Source organism: Ideonella aquatica (assembly GCF_018069755.1).
Classification (GTDB): domain Bacteria; phylum Pseudomonadota; class Gammaproteobacteria; order Burkholderiales; family Burkholderiaceae_C; genus Ideonella; species Ideonella aquatica.
Window position 1 is genome coordinate 184,805 of the sequence record NZ_JAGQDE010000007.1, and the last position, 16,601, is coordinate 201,405.

15 protein-coding genes and 1 pseudogene are annotated in these 16,601 nt (G+C 70.5%); 11 read left to right on the forward strand and 5 right to left on the reverse strand.

Features of this window, described 5'->3' with window-relative positions:
* Positions 1 to 4: 4 nt before the first annotated feature.
* Both paaB and paaA read right to left on the reverse strand, forming a co-directional pair.
* The gene (paaB, locus tag KAK06_RS10460) at positions 5 to 304 is read right to left on the reverse strand and encodes a 1,2-phenylacetyl-CoA epoxidase subunit PaaB (RefSeq protein WP_210802010.1); all 300 of its coding nucleotides are present in this window, start codon (positions 302 to 304) and stop codon (positions 5 to 7) included.
* Positions 301 to 1,314, reverse strand: a complete 1,014-nt coding sequence (paaA, locus tag KAK06_RS10465; RefSeq protein WP_210802012.1) for a 1,2-phenylacetyl-CoA epoxidase subunit PaaA — start codon at positions 1,312 to 1,314, stop codon at positions 301 to 303. Before paaA ends, paaB begins: the two co-directional genes overlap by 4 nt.
* Before the next feature lie 337 nt (positions 1,315 to 1,651).
* Between paaA and hppD the strand changes: the two genes are divergently transcribed.
* The 5 genes from hppD (at position 1,652) to KAK06_RS24145 (ending at position 4,803) form a co-directional block, all read left to right on the forward strand.
* Entirely contained in the window at positions 1,652 to 2,740 is a 1,089-nt protein-coding gene (gene hppD, locus KAK06_RS10470; RefSeq protein WP_210802014.1) for a 4-hydroxyphenylpyruvate dioxygenase, read from the forward strand.
* A 36-nt stretch (positions 2,741 to 2,776) separates the two neighbouring features.
* On the forward strand, positions 2,777 to 3,280 hold the full coding sequence (locus tag KAK06_RS10475; RefSeq protein WP_210802016.1) for a YbaK/EbsC family protein: 504 nt from the start codon (positions 2,777 to 2,779) through the stop codon (positions 3,278 to 3,280).
* A 15-nt stretch (positions 3,281 to 3,295) separates the two neighbouring features.
* Positions 3,296 to 3,514 carry a DUF1289 domain-containing protein gene (locus KAK06_RS10480; RefSeq protein WP_210802018.1) on the forward strand — a complete coding sequence of 73 codons (219 nt, stop codon included), beginning with the start codon at positions 3,296 to 3,298 and terminating at the stop codon, positions 3,512 to 3,514.
* A 10-nt stretch (positions 3,515 to 3,524) separates the two neighbouring features.
* Positions 3,525 to 4,109, forward strand: coding sequence for a 2-hydroxychromene-2-carboxylate isomerase (locus KAK06_RS10485; RefSeq protein ID WP_210802020.1), 585 nt, complete (start codon positions 3,525 to 3,527; stop codon positions 4,107 to 4,109).
* Between the two features lie 247 nt (positions 4,110 to 4,356).
* Positions 4,357 to 4,803, forward strand: a complete 447-nt coding sequence (locus KAK06_RS24145; RefSeq protein ID WP_310738700.1) for a pilin — start codon at positions 4,357 to 4,359, stop codon at positions 4,801 to 4,803.
* A gap of 38 nt (positions 4,804 to 4,841) precedes the next feature.
* On the opposite strand, the gene KAK06_RS10495 is transcribed toward KAK06_RS24145, so the two are convergent.
* A complete protein-coding gene (locus KAK06_RS10495) occupies positions 4,842 to 5,543 on the reverse strand; it encodes a ZIP family metal transporter (RefSeq protein ID WP_210802022.1) in 702 nt (233 codons plus the stop codon).
* Positions 5,544 to 5,869: 326 nt separating this feature from the next.
* Here KAK06_RS10495 and KAK06_RS10500 point away from each other — a divergent pair, with 326 nt between their 5' ends.
* Entirely contained in the window at positions 5,870 to 7,654 is a 1,785-nt protein-coding gene (locus KAK06_RS10500) for an MFS transporter (protein ID WP_210802023.1), read from the forward strand.
* Between the two features lie 148 nt (positions 7,655 to 7,802).
* Positions 7,803 to 7,994, forward strand: coding sequence for a hypothetical protein (locus KAK06_RS10505; protein WP_210802024.1), 192 nt, complete (start codon positions 7,803 to 7,805; stop codon positions 7,992 to 7,994).
* Here KAK06_RS10505 and KAK06_RS10510 read toward each other — a convergent pair whose 3' ends face one another.
* Both KAK06_RS10510 and KAK06_RS10515 read right to left on the reverse strand, forming a co-directional pair.
* Positions 7,995 to 9,101: an NAD(P)/FAD-dependent oxidoreductase gene (locus tag KAK06_RS10510; protein WP_210802025.1), complete on the reverse strand. Its 1,107-nt coding sequence runs from the start codon at positions 9,099 to 9,101 to the stop codon at positions 7,995 to 7,997.
* Positions 9,101 to 10,171 (reverse strand): substrate-binding domain-containing protein, encoded by a 1,071-nt coding sequence (locus KAK06_RS10515; RefSeq protein WP_210802026.1) that lies wholly within the window; start codon positions 10,169 to 10,171, stop codon positions 9,101 to 9,103. Before KAK06_RS10515 ends, KAK06_RS10510 begins: the two co-directional genes overlap by 1 nt.
* Before the next feature lie 136 nt (positions 10,172 to 10,307).
* Between KAK06_RS10515 and KAK06_RS10520 the strand changes: the two genes are divergently transcribed.
* The 4 genes and pseudogenes from KAK06_RS10520 to KAK06_RS10535 all read left to right on the forward strand — a co-directional run.
* Entirely contained in the window at positions 10,308 to 12,089 is a 1,782-nt protein-coding gene (locus KAK06_RS10520) for an NADH-ubiquinone oxidoreductase-F iron-sulfur binding region domain-containing protein (protein ID WP_210802027.1), read from the forward strand.
* A 5-nt stretch (positions 12,090 to 12,094) separates the two neighbouring features.
* Positions 12,095 to 14,914, forward strand: coding sequence for a formate dehydrogenase subunit alpha (fdhF, locus tag KAK06_RS10525; RefSeq protein ID WP_210802028.1), 2,820 nt, complete (start codon positions 12,095 to 12,097; stop codon positions 14,912 to 14,914).
* 217 nt (positions 14,915 to 15,131) lie between these two features.
* The gene (locus KAK06_RS10530) at positions 15,132 to 15,890 is read left to right on the forward strand and encodes an SDR family oxidoreductase (protein ID WP_210802029.1); all 759 of its coding nucleotides are present in this window, start codon (positions 15,132 to 15,134) and stop codon (positions 15,888 to 15,890) included.
* A 159-nt stretch (positions 15,891 to 16,049) separates the two neighbouring features.
* Positions 16,050 to 16,601, forward strand: a pseudogene (locus KAK06_RS10535) (hypothetical protein); the annotation flags it as partial.

Genomic DNA, 16,601 nt, shown 5'->3' on the forward strand with positions numbered 1-16,601 from the left:
GGCCTTACATGTGGTCCACGCTGGCGGGGAGCTTGTAGAAGGTCGGGTGCCGGTAGACCTTGTCCTCCATCGGATCGAAGAACATGTCCTTGTCGCCCGGGTCGCTGGCGACGATCTGGCTGGACAGCACCACCCACACGCTGGTGCCTTCCTGGCGCCGGGTGTAGACGTCACGCGCCATCTGGATGGCCATGGCGGCATCCGCCGCATGCAGGCTGCCGCAGTGCTTGTGGTCCAGGCCCGCCTTGCTGCGGACGAACACCTCCCACAGAGGCCATTCCTTCGATGTGTTGTCGGCGCTCATGCGGCCTCCTGCTTGGTTGCTTGCTTGCGGGCGTGGGCGAGGGCGGCTTCGCGCACCCAGGCCCCGTCGTTCCAGGCCTTCACGCGCATGCCCAGGCGCTCGCGGTTGCAGGGGCCGTCGCCGCCCACCACGCGCCAGAACTCGTCCCAGTCGATGGTGCCGAAGTCCCAGTGGCCGCGTTGTTCGTTCCACTTCAGTTCGGGGTCGGGCAGCGTCACGCCCAGCACCTCGGCCTGCTGCACGGTGGCGTCGACGAACTTCTGGCGCAGGTCGTCGTTGCTGATGCGCTTGATGCCCCAGCGCATGCTCTGCACGCTGTGCACGCTCTCGGCGTCGGGCGGACCGAACATCATCAGGCAGGGCCACCACCAGCGGTTCACCGCGTCCTGCACCATCGCCTTCTGCTCGGGCGTGCCCTGCTGCATCATCACCAGCAGCGCGTCATAGCCCTGGCGCTGGTGGAAGCTCTCCTCGCGGCAGATGCGCACCATCGCCCGCGCATAGGGCGCGTAGGAGCAGCGGCACAGCGGCACCTGGTTCATGATCGCCGCGCCGTCGACCAGCCAGCCGATCACGCCCACGTCGGCCCAGGTCAGCGTCGGGTAGTTGAAGATCGAGCTGTACTTGGCCTTGCCGCTGTGCAGCGCGCCCAGCAGCTGGTCGCGGCTGGTGCCCAGGGTCTCGGCCGCGGCGTACAGGTACAGGCCGTGGCCGCCCTCGTCCTGGATCTTGGCCAGCAGGATGGCCTTGCGCTTGAGCGTCGGCGCGCGGGTCACCCAGTTGCCCTCGGGCAGCATGCCGACGATCTCGCTGTGCGCGTGCTGGCTGATCTGGCGGGTGAGCGTCTTGCGGTAGTGCTCGGGCATCCAGTCCTTGGCTTCGATGAAGCCGCCGTCGTCGATGCGGGCCTCGAAGCGCTGTTCCAGGTGCATCTCCTCGGCCGAGCGCACGGGCTTGCCGGCGGCGCTTTCGCCGTCCTTGCCCATGGTGTCCATGGCTTGGGTGTACATGCGGGGGATCTCCGGTGAGGGCCGGATCGAGTTATTCGACCGACCGGTCGGTCAATGTAATTTCCGGCGTGGCTTGACGCAAGTCAGAACCCTCCGGGAATACCCTTGATTGGGGTTAAGCAGTTTCGCCACTGGCGCCTGCGGGGCCCGACGGCTACGATGCGCCCCCATGACGACCTCCGTCTTCCAGGGTGTGATCGGCGATCACCTCGCACGCAGCGTGCGGGGCGTGCCCTGCTCGCCGCCTGGAACCTGCGAAACGCGCTGATTGCCCCCGGCCTGGCCGCCTGCCGCGCCCGGAGCCTGTGTTCATCGTTTCTTTCTGCAGGAGCCGCACATGGCTGATCTGTTTGACAACCCCATGGGCCTGATGGGGTTCGAGTTCGTCGAGTTCGCATCCCCCACCCCGAATGTCCTGGAGCCGCTGTTCGAGGCGATGGGCTTCTCGCTCGTCGCCCGGCACCGCTCGAAGGACGTGCTGCTGTACCGCCAGGGCGGCATCAACTTCATCGTCAACCGCGAGCCCCGGAGCCAGGCGGCCTACTTCGCCGCCGAGCACGGCCCGTCAGCCTGCGGCCTGGCCTTCCGCGTCAAGGACGCGCACAAGGCCTATGCGCTGGCGCTGGAGCGCGGTGCGCAGCCGATCGAGATTCCCACCGGCCCGATGGAGCTGCGCCTGCCGGCGGTCAAGGGCATCGGCGGTGCGCCGCTGTACCTGATCGACCGCTTCGAAGACGGCAAGAGCATCTACGACATCGACTTCGAATTCCTGCCCGCCTTCGCCGACCCGGCGAACCGCCACCCCGAAGGCCACGGCTTCAAGGTGGTCGACCACCTGACGCACAACGTCTACCGCGGCCGCATGGCCCACTGGGGCGCGTTCTACGAGAAGTTGTTCGGCTTTCGCGAGATCCGCTACTTCGACATCCAGGGCGAGTACACCGGCCTGACCAGCCGCGCGATGACCGCGCCCGATGGCCTGATCCGCATCCCGCTCAACGAGGAAGCCAAGCAGGGCGGCGGCCAGATCGAGGAGTTCCTGATGCAGTTCAACGGCGAGGGCATCCAGCACGTGGCGCTGCTGTGCGACGACCTGATCGCCGCCGTCGACAAGCTGCAGCTGGCCGGCATCCCGCTGATGACCGCGCCCAACAACGTCTACTACGAGATGCTCGAGGAGCGCTTGCCCGGCCACGGCGAGCCGGTGCCCGAGCTCAAGACCCGCGGCATCCTGGTCGACGGCTCCACCGCTGGCGGCGACAAGCGCCTGCTGCTGCAGATCTTCAGCCAGCCGCTGCTGGGCCCGGTGTTCTTCGAGTTCATCCAGCGCAAGAACGACGAGGGCTTTGGCGAAGGCAACTTCAAGGCCCTGTTCGAGAGCCTGGAGCGCGACCAGCTGCGCCGCGGCGCCATCGCCACCGCCTGAAACAGGGGTGTGGCGAACTTGGCGACAATCGCCGCCATGGCCGACGACACCTCCCTGCAAGACGCCCCGCACCAGGCCTTTGCCGCCGTCACCCGGTTGCTGGCCGAGCGCGGGCACCCGCATGCCCCGCAGTGGCTGAGCGTGCCCGCGCGTACCGCCCAGGAGGCGGCCGACGCGCTGGGCGTGACGGTCGGGCAGATCGCCAAGAGCGTGATCTTCCGGCGCAAGTCCGATGAGGCCGCGGTGCTGGTCATCACCTCCGGTGACCGGCGCGTCGACGAGAAGAAGGTGGCGGCGCTGGTCGGGGCCATCGGCCGTGCCGACGCCGATTTCGTCAAGGCCCGCACCGGCTACTCGATCGGCGGTGTCTCCCCGATCGGCCACGCCACCGAGCCGGTGACGCTGATCGACGCCGACCTGGCCCGCTTCGACGAGATCTGGGCCGCAGCCGGACACCCCAATGGCGTCTTCCGCCTGAGCTTCGCCGACCTGGCGCGCCTGACCGCGGCGCCGGTGGCCGATGTCGTGCAGGCCCGCTGACCCAGGAGACCCTCCATGACCGACCCCGTGGCCCCGCAGACCTCGCACAGCCCGGCCGGCGGCGTGCCTTCGCCGTGCATCAGCATCTGCCGCACCGACCCCGACACCGGCTGGTGCCAGGGCTGCCACCGCACGCTGCAGGAGATCGCGGCGTGGTCGACGATGACCGACGAGCAGCGCATGGACGTCTGGATGCTGCTGCCCGGCCGCCGCGCCCGCGTGCACAACGAATGAGCGCCCGCGCGTGAAGTCGCTGGTCTTCCACTACGACGTGGTCTCGCCCTACGCCTGGCTGGCCTTCGAGCGGCTGCCCCAGGCGATGGAAGGCATCAGCCATGCGGTGGCCTACCGCCCGGTGCTGTTCGCCGGCCTGCTGAAGGCCCATGGGCACAAGGGCCCGGCCGAGATCCCGGGCAAGCGCGAATGGACCTACCGCCAGGTCGACTGGCTGGCGCGCCAGCTGGGCGTGCCGCTGCAACTGCCGCAGCCCCATCCGTTCAACCCGCTGGCGCTGCTGCGCCTGGGCCTGGCGTGCGTGCCGGCCGGCCAGATGCCGGGGCGGCGCATCGTCGAGGCCTTGTTCCGCCATGCCTGGTGTGCCGACGGCGCCGATCCGAACGACCCGCATCGCCTGCAGGCGCTGCAGGCCGACCTTGAGCCGCTGCGCGACCCGCAAGGCGACGAGGTCAAGGCCGAGCTGCGCGCACTGACCGACCAGGCGGTGGCCCGCGGCCTGTTCGGCGTGCCGACGGTGGAGGTCGACGGGCGCCTCTACTGGGGTGTCGACGCCTTGCCGATGCTGCGCGAGGACCTGCTGGCCGCCGGCTGAGGGGCGTGGCGCCACAGCGCGCGCCCTGTGGCGCGCAGGCCCTCACGCGGTAACGCGCGGACCGACCAAACCTGTCACAGGGTGTGCCCATCTGACAGCTTTGGTCGCATCCAGTTGACACGCGTGGTCAGTCACAGCGGTGCGCGCGGCCCGAACGGCCGTCCCGGGACCGGGCACGCGATTCGCAACAGGAGGACGGGGCCGATCAACGGCTCCCTGGCATTACCCAACCACCATGAGCACCTCCATGCAACGAGTCCACCAAGGTTTTACTCTGATCGAACTGATGATCGTCGTGGCGATCATCGGCATCCTGGCCGCCGTCGCGCTGCCCGCCTACAACGACTACACCACCCGCGCCCAGGTGGCGGAGGCGGTGGAGCTGGGCGGCGGGCTGAAGCAGCCACTGACCGACTACGTGATCGACCGCAACACGCTGCCCTCCGCCTATGTGGCGCCGCCGGCCAGCCCGGGCCCGACCGAACTGAGCGCCACCCTGAAGGGCCGCTACTCGAAGTTCGACTCGGTCACCGGCACCCTGCCGAACATCGCCATCCAGTACAGCATGCAGGAAGGCCAGGCCAAGACCTACGTGGTGGTCTTCAAGTCGGCGGACAACGGCACCACCTGGGAATGCGTGACCGGCACCACCGTGCCGAACAAGTGGCGCCCGACCGCCTGCAAGGCGACCTGACGCGCGTCGCTGCGGCGCGTGCTGGCCACGCGCCGCCTTCAATGCCCCATCAGCTGGATGCCCCAGAAGGTGAGGAAGCCGCCGAACAGCACCAGCGTGGCGATCGGCTTTTCCTCCACCTCATGGGCCTCCATCAGCAGCTCCTCGGTCACCAGGTAGAGCAGCGCCGCGGCGCTGAATGACAAGGTGCCCGCCAGCAGGGCCGGCGAGGCCCCGGCCAGCAGCGCGCTGCCCAGCACCGCACAGCCCATCACGGTGAGCCCCAGGGCCGCCGTCACGGCCACGATGCGCCACCCGGCGATGCGCTCCGAGGTGACCGCCAGCCCCAGGAACAGCAGCTCCACCGACAGCCCCAGCGCCAGCACGGTGCCGGTCTCGCCGCCGGCAGCGAAGCCTGCGCCGATGATGAAGCCGTCGGTGGCCACATCGACAAAGGTCGCCACCAGCAGGCCCACGGCCGCGCCCTGGGCGGCCTGCTCCAGCCGCTCGGTCCACAGGTTGAGCGCATACATGAACAGGCTGCCGGCGGCAAACGCGCCCAGCACCACCGCCTTGGTGGCGTGCTCCTTGCCGATGTCGGGCAGCAGCTCCACCGCCAGCGCCGCCAGGATCACCCCCGCCGCGAAATGCTGGATCAGGCTGCGCAGCTGATGCGACGGACGCCAGAGCGCGGCCAGCGCGCCGCCGGCCACCGCCACGCCCGCAGGGATGGCCATGATGAGGGTGGCGTGGGTGTTCATGTCGGGCGGCTCGTCGATGCGGGAGCGGGCGATTCTGCGCGCCGCAGCTGTCGCCCGTCTGAGGCCGACGATGGCCGCGCTCGCCGGCCATTGACCCAGCCTGCAGCGCACGTGATCGCCCCGGTTGAACCTGACTGCGATCGTCGGGATTTTCCCGTACACCCGGTCACCATCTCACCGTGCGAAACGGCGCGTCCGGGTTGCTCCTGACTTTGTCAGGTTTCGTTCAGCCTCGCGTCAGATCGCGGTCAGCGACCCTGAACACAGTCGCCTTCCACGGGCCACGGTCAGTGTGGTGGTCCGCCCGCATCAACAGGAGACAACATATGGCAACGGCGTCCAATGCGCCCATGACCGCCGAGGAGAAGAAGGTCATCTTCGGCTCGTCGTTGGGTACGGTGTTCGAGTGGTACGACTTCTACCTCTACGGCTCGCTCGCGGCGATCATCGCGAAGCAGTTCTTCGCGGGTCTGGACCCGACCTCGGCCTTCATCTTCGCGCTGCTGGCCTTCGCCGCGGGCTTCATCGTGCGCCCCTTCGGTGCGCTGGTGTTCGGCCGCCTGGGCGACATGATCGGTCGCAAGTACACCTTCCTGGTGACCATCCTGATCATGGGCCTGTCGACCTTCATCGTCGGCATCCTGCCCAACTACGCCTCGATCGGCGTCGCCGCCCCGGTGATCCTGATCGTGCTGCGCCTGCTGCAGGGCCTGGCCCTGGGCGGTGAGTACGGTGGCGCCGCCACCTATGTGGCCGAGCACTCGCCGCACGGCAAGCGCGGCGCCTACACCGCCTGGATCCAGACCACCGCGACCCTGGGCCTGTTCCTGTCGCTGATGGTGATCCTGGGCACCCGCACCTTCACCGGTGAGGAAGCCTTCGCCCAGTGGGGCTGGCGCGTGCCGTTCATCGTCTCGATCGTGCTGCTGGGCATCTCGGTGTGGATCCGCCTGAGCATGAACGAGTCGCCCGCCTTCAAGAAGATGAAGGAAGAGGGCAAGACCTCCAAGGCGCCGCTGACCGAGTCCTTCGGCCAGTGGAAGAACCTGAAGATCGTGATCCTGGCGCTGATCGGCCTGACCGCCGGCCAGGCCGTGGTCTGGTACACGGGCCAGTTCTACGCCCTGTTCTTCCTGACCCAGGCCCTGAAGGTTGACGGCGCCACCGCCAACATCCTGGTGGCCGCGTCGCTGATCATCGGCACGCCCTTCTTCGTGGTCTTCGGCACGCTGTCGGACAAGATCGGCCGCAAGCCGATCATCATGGCCGGCTGCCTGATCGCCGCGCTGACCTACTTCCCGCTGTTCAAGGCGCTGACCGAGGCCGCCAACCCCGACCTCGCCAAGGCCCAGGCCGCGAACAAGGTGGTGGTGGAAGCCGATCCGGCCGAGTGCTCGTTCCAGTTCAACCCGACCGGCACCGTCAAGTTCACCAGCTCCTGCGACATCGCCAAGCAACAGCTGGCCGCAGGTTCGGTGAGCTACGAGAACGTGGCCGCGCCGGCCGGCACGACCGCCGTGATCAAGGTGGGCGACACCGTGGTCAGCAGCTACAACGCCGCCAAGGTCAGCGACGAGGACATCGCCGCCGCCAAGGCTGCCGCCACCAAGAAGCTGGAGGACCTGAAGGCCGCCGGCGGCAAGGAAGAGGACATCAAGAAGGCCACCGAGGCCGTCGCCGGCTTCGAGAAGGACGCCAAGGCGGCCACCGTCAAGGCCAAGGACGCCGCGATGAAGGCCGGCCTGTCGGCCGCGCTGAAGGCCGCCGGCTACCCGACCAAGGCCGACCCGGCCAAGCTCGACAAGGTGAAGATCGTCGGCATCCTGACCATCCTGGTGATCTACGTCACCATGGTCTACGGCCCGATCGCCGCGATGCTGGTCGAGATGTTCCCCACCCGCATCCGCTACACCTCGATGAGCCTGCCGTACCACATCGGCAACGGCTGGTTCGGAGGCCTGCTGCCCACCACCGCCTTCGCGATCGTGGCGCAGACCGGCAACATGTACAACGGCCTGTGGTACCCGATCATCATCGCCACGATGACCTTCGTCGTCGGCATGCTGTTCGTCAAGGAGACCAAGGACGTGGACATCTACGCGGGCGACTGATGCCTGCCGCGGTGCGGCGCCGCCCGGCGGTGCCGCACCCGCTCCCGAAGGCCCGCCACCTGGCGGGCCTTTCCCATTCGGTGAAGGGGTCGCGTCAGCCGCGACCTCCACAATCCGCCATCCCCTCAGTTCTCAGGAGACAGTCACCATGTGGAAGATCGCTCTCGGCTTCATCGTCTTTGCCGGCCTGGCCATGTTCATCATCATGAAGGGCGGCGACAAGCTCGACATGAGCGGCGAGAAGCACGGCTCCGAAGCCATCCATGCGCCCGAAGGTGCCAGCGCCCCAGCCAGCGCGCCCGCAGCACCGGTGGCGGCTTCGGCGGCGTCGGCCGGCTGATCAGCGCGCCAGGCGCAGCAGCGCCTCCTCACTGATCGCCAGCGCCGCCGTCAGGCCTGGCGACTCGATGCCGAACAGGTTCACCAGCCCCGGCACGCCATGCACCGCCGGGCCGTCGATGCGGAAGTCGGCGGCCGGCTCGCCCGGGCCGCTGATCTTGGGTCGCACGCCCGCGTAGCCGGGCTGCAGCGCGCCCTCGGGCAGGCCGGGCCAGTAGTGGCGCACCGCGTCGGCGAAGCCGGCGCCATCGGCCGGATCCACCCCATAGTCCACGGCGTCCACCCAGCGGAAGCTGGGCCCGAAGCGCGCCTGGCCGCCCAGGTCCAGCGTCAGGTGCACGCCCAGGTGGCTGCTCTCGCCGGGCACCGGGTAGACCAGGTGGCGAAACGGCGCGCGGCCGCTGAGCGTGAAGTAGGCGCCCTGGGCGTAGAAGGCCCGTGGCACATCGGCCGGGTCCAGGCCGTCGATGGCGGCGGCCACCGCGCAGGCATGCAGGCCGGCGGCGTTGATCACCTGACGCGCGTGCAGCGTGGTGGCGGTGTCGCCGCCCACCTCCAGCACCAGACCGTCGTCCACCACCCGGCCGCGCAGCAGCGGCGAGCACAGCGCCAGCATCGCGCCATGCGCCTCGGCCTCGCCCAGCAGCGCCAGCATCAGGCCGTGGCTATCGACGATGCCGGTGGAGGGCGACAACAGTGCCGCCTCGCAGCGCAGCGCGGGCTCCAGCGCCTGGGCCTCGGCGTGGCTGAGCCAGCGCAGGTCATCGACGCCGTTGCCGGCGGCGTGCTGCTGCAGGCGTCGCAAGGCTGGCAGTTCCGCGGCCTCAGTGGCCACCACCAGCTTGCCGCAGCGCTGGTGCGCCACGCCGCGCTCGGCGCAAAAGGCGTACAGCTGCTGTTTGCCCCGCACGCACAGCCGCGCGCGCAGCGAGCCGGCGGGGTAATACAGACCGGCGTGGATGACCTCGGAGTTGCGCGCGCTGGTGGCGGTGCCGAAGGCGTTCTCGCTCTCCAGGATGATCACCTCGCGCCCGGCCATGGCCAGTGTCCGGGCGCAGGCCAGGCCCACCACGCCGGCGCCGATGACGACGGTGTCGACGCGCTCCATCAGGCCTCCGGGTAGGCCTCGCGCAGTGGCCAGGCGCGGCCGGTGTCGGCGGCGTGGTAGCCGGGCAGGGCGTCCACCGCGGCACGGAAGGCGGGGTCGCGCAGGGTCTCGACCAGACGCTGCATGGCCGGCGTGGCCAGGGTGCTGGCGCGGCACAGCAGGAAGTAGCGCTCGCTGGCCAGCGGGATGAAGTCGAGCTTGAACTGGCGCGCCGGCGGCTCCAGGCCGAAGCCGGCGTCGGCCATGCCGCTGGCCACATAGGCGGCCACCGCGGCGTGGGTGTACTCGCCGCGCTCGAAGCCGGCGATGGCCTCCGGCGCCAGGCCCTCGGCGCGCAGCAGGCCTTCCAGCAGGAAGCGGGTGCCCGAGCCCGCTTCGCGGTTGATGAAGTGCACATCGGGCCGCGCCAGGTCGCGCAATTCGTAGAGCTTCTTGGGGTTGCCGGCCGGCACCATCAGGCCCTGGCGGCGCACGGCGATGTCCAGCACACACAGATCCTCGGTGTCCAGCCAGCGCGCGTAATGGGCCAGCGCTGCGGCCTGCAACGGGCCCTGCGGGATGTGCAGGCTGGCGGCGTCGCAGTCACCGTCGTGCAGCGCGGCCAGTGCGGCGGTGGTGCTGCCGTAGCGGCGCTCCACCACCAGGCCCTGGCGGCCCAACTGTTCGAACAGCGCCTCGATCGCGAAGCCGTGGCTGGCATGCACCCGCAGCACCGGCGGCACCTGCTCGACCACGCGGCCGATCTCGGCGGCCAGCTCCGAGGCCAGCGAATCCAGCACCGGGCCCAGCCGGGCGGTGATGCGGTGGTCGGCCCAGACCAGCTTCTCGCCCAGCGCGCTGAGCGTGGAGCCCTTGCCGCGCTCCATGTGCAGCAGCGTGCTGCCGAACAGCGCCTCGCCCTGGCGCACCAGGTCCCAGGCGTGGCGGTAGGACATGCCCAGCTGCTGGCAGGCCGACAGCAGGCTGCCCTGCGCCTGCACCTGCACCAGCAGTTCCACCAGCCGCACGGGCAGGGCCGGGCCGTCGGGGTCCTGGATCGTCCAGGTGGGGCGGATCGAGATGCGTTTCATGGCGACAGGGCAGGGTAAACGATTTATGCACTGGCCAGCACATGGCGAGCGCCGTGCGCCGCATATTGAGCCGCCGCGGGCGGCTGCGTACAGTGCGCCGAGCAGCCGCGGATCCCCCGCGCAACAAGGCGCCGCCATGAGCCCCAACCATCCCCCGGAGACCACCGTCAGCGTCGACGCCCTGCGCCAGCGCCTGCAGCGCAAGAGCCGCCTCAAGGGCCGCCAGCCGGGCGACGCCGCCCGCGCCGCGGTGCGCGCCCTGATCGGCGCCGGCCCGCATGCGCGCGACACGCTGATCGAGCAGCTGCACCGCCTGCAGGACGCCCACGGCGCGCTGTTCGAGGGCCACCTGGTGGCGCTGGCCGCCGAGATGGGCCTGGCCATCGCCGAGGTCGCCGAAGTCGCCAGCTTCTACCACCACTTCGACCTCCGGGCCGATGACGACACCCCGCCGGCGATGACGCTGCGCGTGTGCGACAGCCAAAGCTGCGCGATGGCCGGTGCCGCGCCGCTGATGGCCGCGCTGGCCGCCGCGGTGGGCCCGGAGGTGCGGGTGATCCCCGCGCCCTGTGTGGGCCGCTGCGAGCAGGCGCCGGTGGCGGTGCTGGGCCAGCGCGCGCTGCCGCAGGCCACGCTGGCCAGCGTGCAGGACGCCATCGCGGCAGGCGACACCCGCCACGCGCTGTCGGCGGGCGACGGCGCCTTCGACCCTGCCGCCCACGGCCCGCACGAGGTGACCGGCCCCGCCACCGACATCGCGCCCGCCCACGTCGGCTATGCCGCCTACCGCGCGGCCGGCGGCTACGCGCTGGCGGCCGAGGTGGTGAACGGCGAGCGCGACGCCGAGGCGGTGCTGAGCGCGCTGTCCGACGCCGGCCTGCGCGGTCTGGGCGGCGCCGGTTTCCCGGCCGGCCGCAAGTGGCGCATCGTGCGCGGCTTCCCGGGTCCGCGGCTGATGGCGGTGAACATCGACGAGGGCGAGCCTGGCACCTTCAAGGACCGCACGTATCTGGAGCGCGACCCGCACCGCTTCCTGGAAGGTGTGCTGGTGGCCGCCCAGGTGGTGGGCTGCGAGGCCGCCTACCTGTACCTGCGCGACGAATACCACGGCGCCCGCGCGGTGCTGGAACACGCCCTGGCCGAGCTGCAGGCCGACCCGCCCTGCGCGCTGCCGCGCCTGGTGCTGCGCCGCGGCGCTGGCGCCTACATCTGTGGCGAAGAGTCGGCGATGATCGAGAGCCTGGAAGGCAAGCGCGGCGAGCCCCGCCTGCGCCCGCCCTACATCGCCGAGGTGGGCCTGTTCGGCCGGCCGACGCTGGAGCACAACTTCGAGACCCTGTACTGGGTGCGCGACATCGTGCAGCGCGGCGCCGCCTGGTTCAGCGGCTTTGGCCGCCATGGCCGCACGGGGCTGCGCTCGTACTCGGTCAGCGGGCGGGTGAAGCGCCCGGGCGTCAAGCTGGCGCCGGCGGGCATCACACTGCGCGAGCTGGTCGACGAGTTCTGCGGCGGCCTGCTGGACGGCCACACGCTCTACGGCTACCTGCCCGGTGGCGCCTCGGGCGGCCTGCTGCCGGCCGCGCTGGCCGATGTGCCGCTGGACTTCGACACCCTGCAGCCGCATGGCTGCTTCATCGGCTCGGCGGCGGTGGTGGTGCTGTCGCAGCACGACACCGCGCGCGAGGCGGCGCTCAACGCGATGCGCTTCTTCGCCGAGGAAAGCTGCGGCCAGTGCACCCCCTGCCGCGTGGGCACCGAGAAAGCCGCCGTGCTGATGGCCCGCGCCGACTGGGACCACGCCACGCTGGAGGACCTGGCCACGGTGATGGCCGACGCGTCCATCTGCGGCCTGGGCCAGGCGGCCCCCAATCCGATCCGCTGCGTGCAGCGGCATTTCCCGCAGGAGGTGGGGCTGTGAACGCGATGACCGATCTCCCGAAGATGATTGCTTTTGTGCTGGACGGCCAGCCCGCCGAAGCCTTCGAAGGCGAAAGCATCCTGAAGGCCGCCGAGCGCCACGGCGTGAACGTGCCGCGCCTGTGCTACAGCGACGGCCTGCGCCCCGACGGCAACTGCCGCGCCTGCGTGGTGGAAGTCAAGGGCGAGCGCGCGCTGGCGGCCTCGTGCTGCCGCAGCGTGCAGCCCGGCATGGAGGTCAATGTCAGTGGCGAGCGCCCGCGCAAGAGCCAGCAGATGGTGCTGGAGCTGCTGCTGGCCGACCGCCCCGATGCGCTTGAAAGCGGCCGCCCGCTGGGCGAACTGGCCGACTGGGCCGCTCGCCTGGGCGTGCAGCCGCGCGAGGCGCTCACGGCTCTGCGCGCGCCGGCCCCCGCCGCCGACCTCAGCCACCCGGCGATGGCGGTCAACCTGGACGCCTGCATCCAGTGCACCCGCTGCGTGCGCGCCTGCCGCGAGACGCAGAACAACGACGTCATCGGTGTGCTGCACCGCGGCGCCCATGCGCAGATCGCCTTCGACCTGGGCGACCCGATGGGCCTGAGCAGCTGCGTGGCCTGCGGCGAATGCGTGCAGGCCTGTCCCACCGGCGCGCTGTCGGCCAAGACCATGCCGCCGGGCCTGATGCCCGACCGCAGCGTCGACTCGGTCTGCCCCTTCTGTGGCGTGGGCTGCCTGCTGACCTGGCATGTCAAGGACGAGCAGATCGTTGGCGTCACCGGCCGCGACGGCCCGGCCAACGGCGGGCGGCTGTGCGTCAAGGGCCGCTTCGGCTTCGACTACATCCACCACCCGCAGCGCCTCACCAAGCCCCTGGTGCGTCGCGAGGGCGTGGCCAAGGACCCCAGCATCCCCTGGCGCCAGGACCAGTGGGCCGAGGTCTTCCGCGAGGCCAGCTGGGACGAGGCGCTGGCGCTGGCCTCGGGTGGCCTGAAGGCGCTGCGCGACCAGCACGGCCCGAAGTCGCTGGCTGGCTTCGGCTCGGCCAAGGGCAGCAATGAAGAGGCCTACCTGTTCCAGAAGCTGGTGCGCGTGGGCTTTGGCAGCAACAACGTCGACCACTGCACCCGGCTGTGCCATGCCTCCAGCGTGGCGGCGCTGCTCGAAGGCGTGGGCTCGGGCGCGGTCAGCAACCCGGTGCGCGACGTGGAGCTGGCCGAGCTGTTCATCGTCATCGGCTCCAACCCCACCGCCAACCACCCGGTGGCCGCCACCTGGATGAAGAACGCCGCGCGCCGCGGCGCCAAGATCGTGCTGGCCGACCCGCGCCGCACCGAGCTGGCCCGTGACGCCTGGCAGGTGCTGAACTTCCGCCCCGACACCGACGTGGCCCTGGTCAACGCCATGCTCTACGTGGTGGTCGAGGAGGACCTGATCGACCACGCCTTCGTGGCCCAGCGCGCGCACAACCTGCAGGCGGTGATCGACGGCGTCCAGGGCTTCAGCCCCGAGGCGATGGCGCCGATCTGCGGCATCCCGGCGCAGACCATCCGCGAGGTCACCCGCGCTTATGCCAAGAGCAAGGGCTCGATGATCCTGTGGGGCATGGGGGTCAGCCAGCACGTGCACGGCACCGACAACGTGCGCAGCCTGATCGCGCTGGCCACGCTGACCGGCCAGATCGGCCGCCCCGGCACCGGCCTGCACCCGCTGCGCGGCCAGAACAATGTGCAAGGCGCCAGCGACGCCGGCCTGATCCCGATGATGTTCCCCAACTACCAGCGCGTGAACAACACCGAGGCCCATGCCTGGTTCGAGCGCTTCTGGGGTACGCCGCTGGACGCCACGCCGGGCTACACCGTGGTCGAGATCCTGCACAAGGCCAAGGCGCCCGACAGCGACCCGCACAAGATCCGCGGGATGTACGTGATGGGCGAGAACCCGGCGATGTCCGACCCCGACCTGAACCATGCGCGCGAAGGCCTGGCCTCGCTGACGCATCTGGTGGTGCAGGACCTGTTCCTCACCGAGACCGCCTGGCTGGCCGACGTGGTGCTGCCCGCCAGCGCCTGGCCCGAGAAGTGGGGAACGGCCACCAACACCGACCGCATGGTGCAGATGGGCCGCCCCGCCGTGGCCCCGCCCGGCGACGCGCGGCGCGACCTGTGGATCCTGCAGCAGCTGGCGCGCGGCATGGGCCTGGACTGGCGCTACGAGGGCCCCGAGGACGGCGTGGCCGCGGTCTACGAGGAAATGCGCCAGGCCATGCACGGCGTGATCGCCGGCGTCAGCTGGGAGCGGCTGCTGGCCGCCGATTCGGTCACCTACCCCTGCCTGAGCGAGGACGACCCCGGCCAGCCCATCGTCTTCACCGACGGCGTGCCCACCGCCGACGGCAAGGTCCACCTGGTGCCCACCTCGCTGGTGCCGGGCAACGAGCCGCCGGATGCCGACTACCCCTTCGTGCTGATCACCGGCCGCCAGCTCGAGCACTGGCACACGGGCAGCATGACGCGGCGCAGCCGCGTGCTGGACGCGGTGGAGCCGCTGGCCACCGTCAGCCTGTGTGGCGCCGATCTGGACCGGCTGGGCCTGCAGCCCGGCGATGCGCTGACGGTCAGCTCGCGCCGCGGCAGCGTCACGCTGCATGCGCGGCGCGACGATGGCACGCCCGAAGGCACGGTGTTCATGCCCTTTGCCTACGCCGAGGCGGCGGCCAATCTGCTGACCAACCCGGCGCTGGACCCCTTCGGCAAGATCCCGGAGTTCAAGTACTGCGCGGTGCGGGTCAGCGCGGGCGGCGAGGTGCTGGCGCCGGCGGGGTATGGCACCGGCGCAGCGGCCTGATCTCGGCTCAGAGGCTGAGTGTTTTTCGATCGTGCCCGACAGGTGCCTGCAAACGCCTCCGATTGAGGCGCAAAGCACAGCCATAGCTCGGGCTATGGCGAGCATTTGCAACGATGAGCGGGGGCGTTTTCAGGTGCAGGGCGGGCATGAGTGAAAGACTCTCAGCCTCTCAGCCGGGCATGGCAGACTGACCGACCCGTCGTCCTGCCAGCCCGCCATGCATCCTCCTGCTTCCCGCATCGCTCTCGTCACCGGCGCCGGCTCCGGCATTGGCCAGGCCTGCGCGCTGGCCCTGATGGCCGTCGGCTGGACCGTGGTCTTCAGCGGCCGCTCGGCCGACAAGCTGCAGGCTGCGATCAACGCCTCACCCACGCCCGAGCGCGGCGTGGCGATCGTCGCCGATGTGACGGATGAGGCCTCGGTCGATGCGCTGTTCGCGCAGATCCAGCAGCGCTTTGGTCGCCTGGACCTGCTGTTCAACAACGCCGGTGTCTTCACCGCCGGTGTGCCGCTGGACGACCTGCCGGTGGCCGCCTGGCGCGCCGCGGTGGACACCAACCTGACCGGCGCCTTCCTGTGCACCCGCGCCGCCTTCCGGCTGATGAAGGCGCAGCAGCCGCGCGGCGGGCGCATCGTCAACAACGGCTCGATCTCGGCCCATGTGCCGCGGCCCAACTCGGCCGCCTACACCGCCACCAAGCATGCGATGACCGGGCTGACCAAGTCCTGCGCGCTCGATGGCCGCGCCTTTGACATCGCGGTGGGTCAGATCGACATCGGCAACGCCGCCACCGACATGACCACCGCCATGGCCGCCGGCATGCCGCAGGCCGACGGCAGCGTGCGCGCCGAGGCCCGCATGCACGTGCGGCACGTGGCCGACGCGGTGGTGCAGATGGCCGGCCTGCCGCTGGAGGCCAATGTGCTGTTCATGACGGTGATGGCCACCGGCATGCCCTTTGTCGGGCGCGGCTGAACCCGCACGGAAGATGGCGCCGTGTCGGCATCCCTAAAGCAAGGGTGTCCGACGCGCTCGAAACTTGATCCGAGGGAGGGTGCGCGGGCGCTGCAACTGGCAGCATCTGCTGATGCGGTGCGCCCAAAGGGATGGCGCGCCGACTCCAGGAGCCTTGCCATGAATCGACCGATCACCTCCCGCCGTGCCAGCCGCATGGCCCGTCCGTTGGCCATGGGCGCCGTGCTGGTGCCGCTGCTGCTCAGCGCGGCGATCCAGCAGGCCTGGGCCGCCACGGTCAACGACATCGGGGCCGCCGGCACCGCGGGCACGCAGGGCACGTCGCCGGGTGGTGGTGGTGGCAACGGCGGCACCGGCGGCAGCGCCAGCGCCACGGCAGGCCCCAATGGCGACAGCAGCAACACGGCGAACGCCAGCGGCGGCACCGGCGGTGCCGGCGGCAATGGGGGCAGCGGCACCGCGGTCGTCTCCGGCGGCAACGCCGGCAACGGCGGCGACGGCGGCTCGGCCGCCGCCAGTGCCACCACGGCGCCCGCTGCAGGCGCGGCCACCGCCAACGCCGCCGCCAACGGCGGCCATGGTGGATCGGGAGGCAGCGGTGGCGCCAGCGGCGGCGCCGGGGCTGGCCTGGGGGGCAGCGGCGGCAACGGCGCTGGCGCCACGGCTGTCGCGACGGCCACGGGCGTGGGCGCCTCGACCGGGTCGGCCACG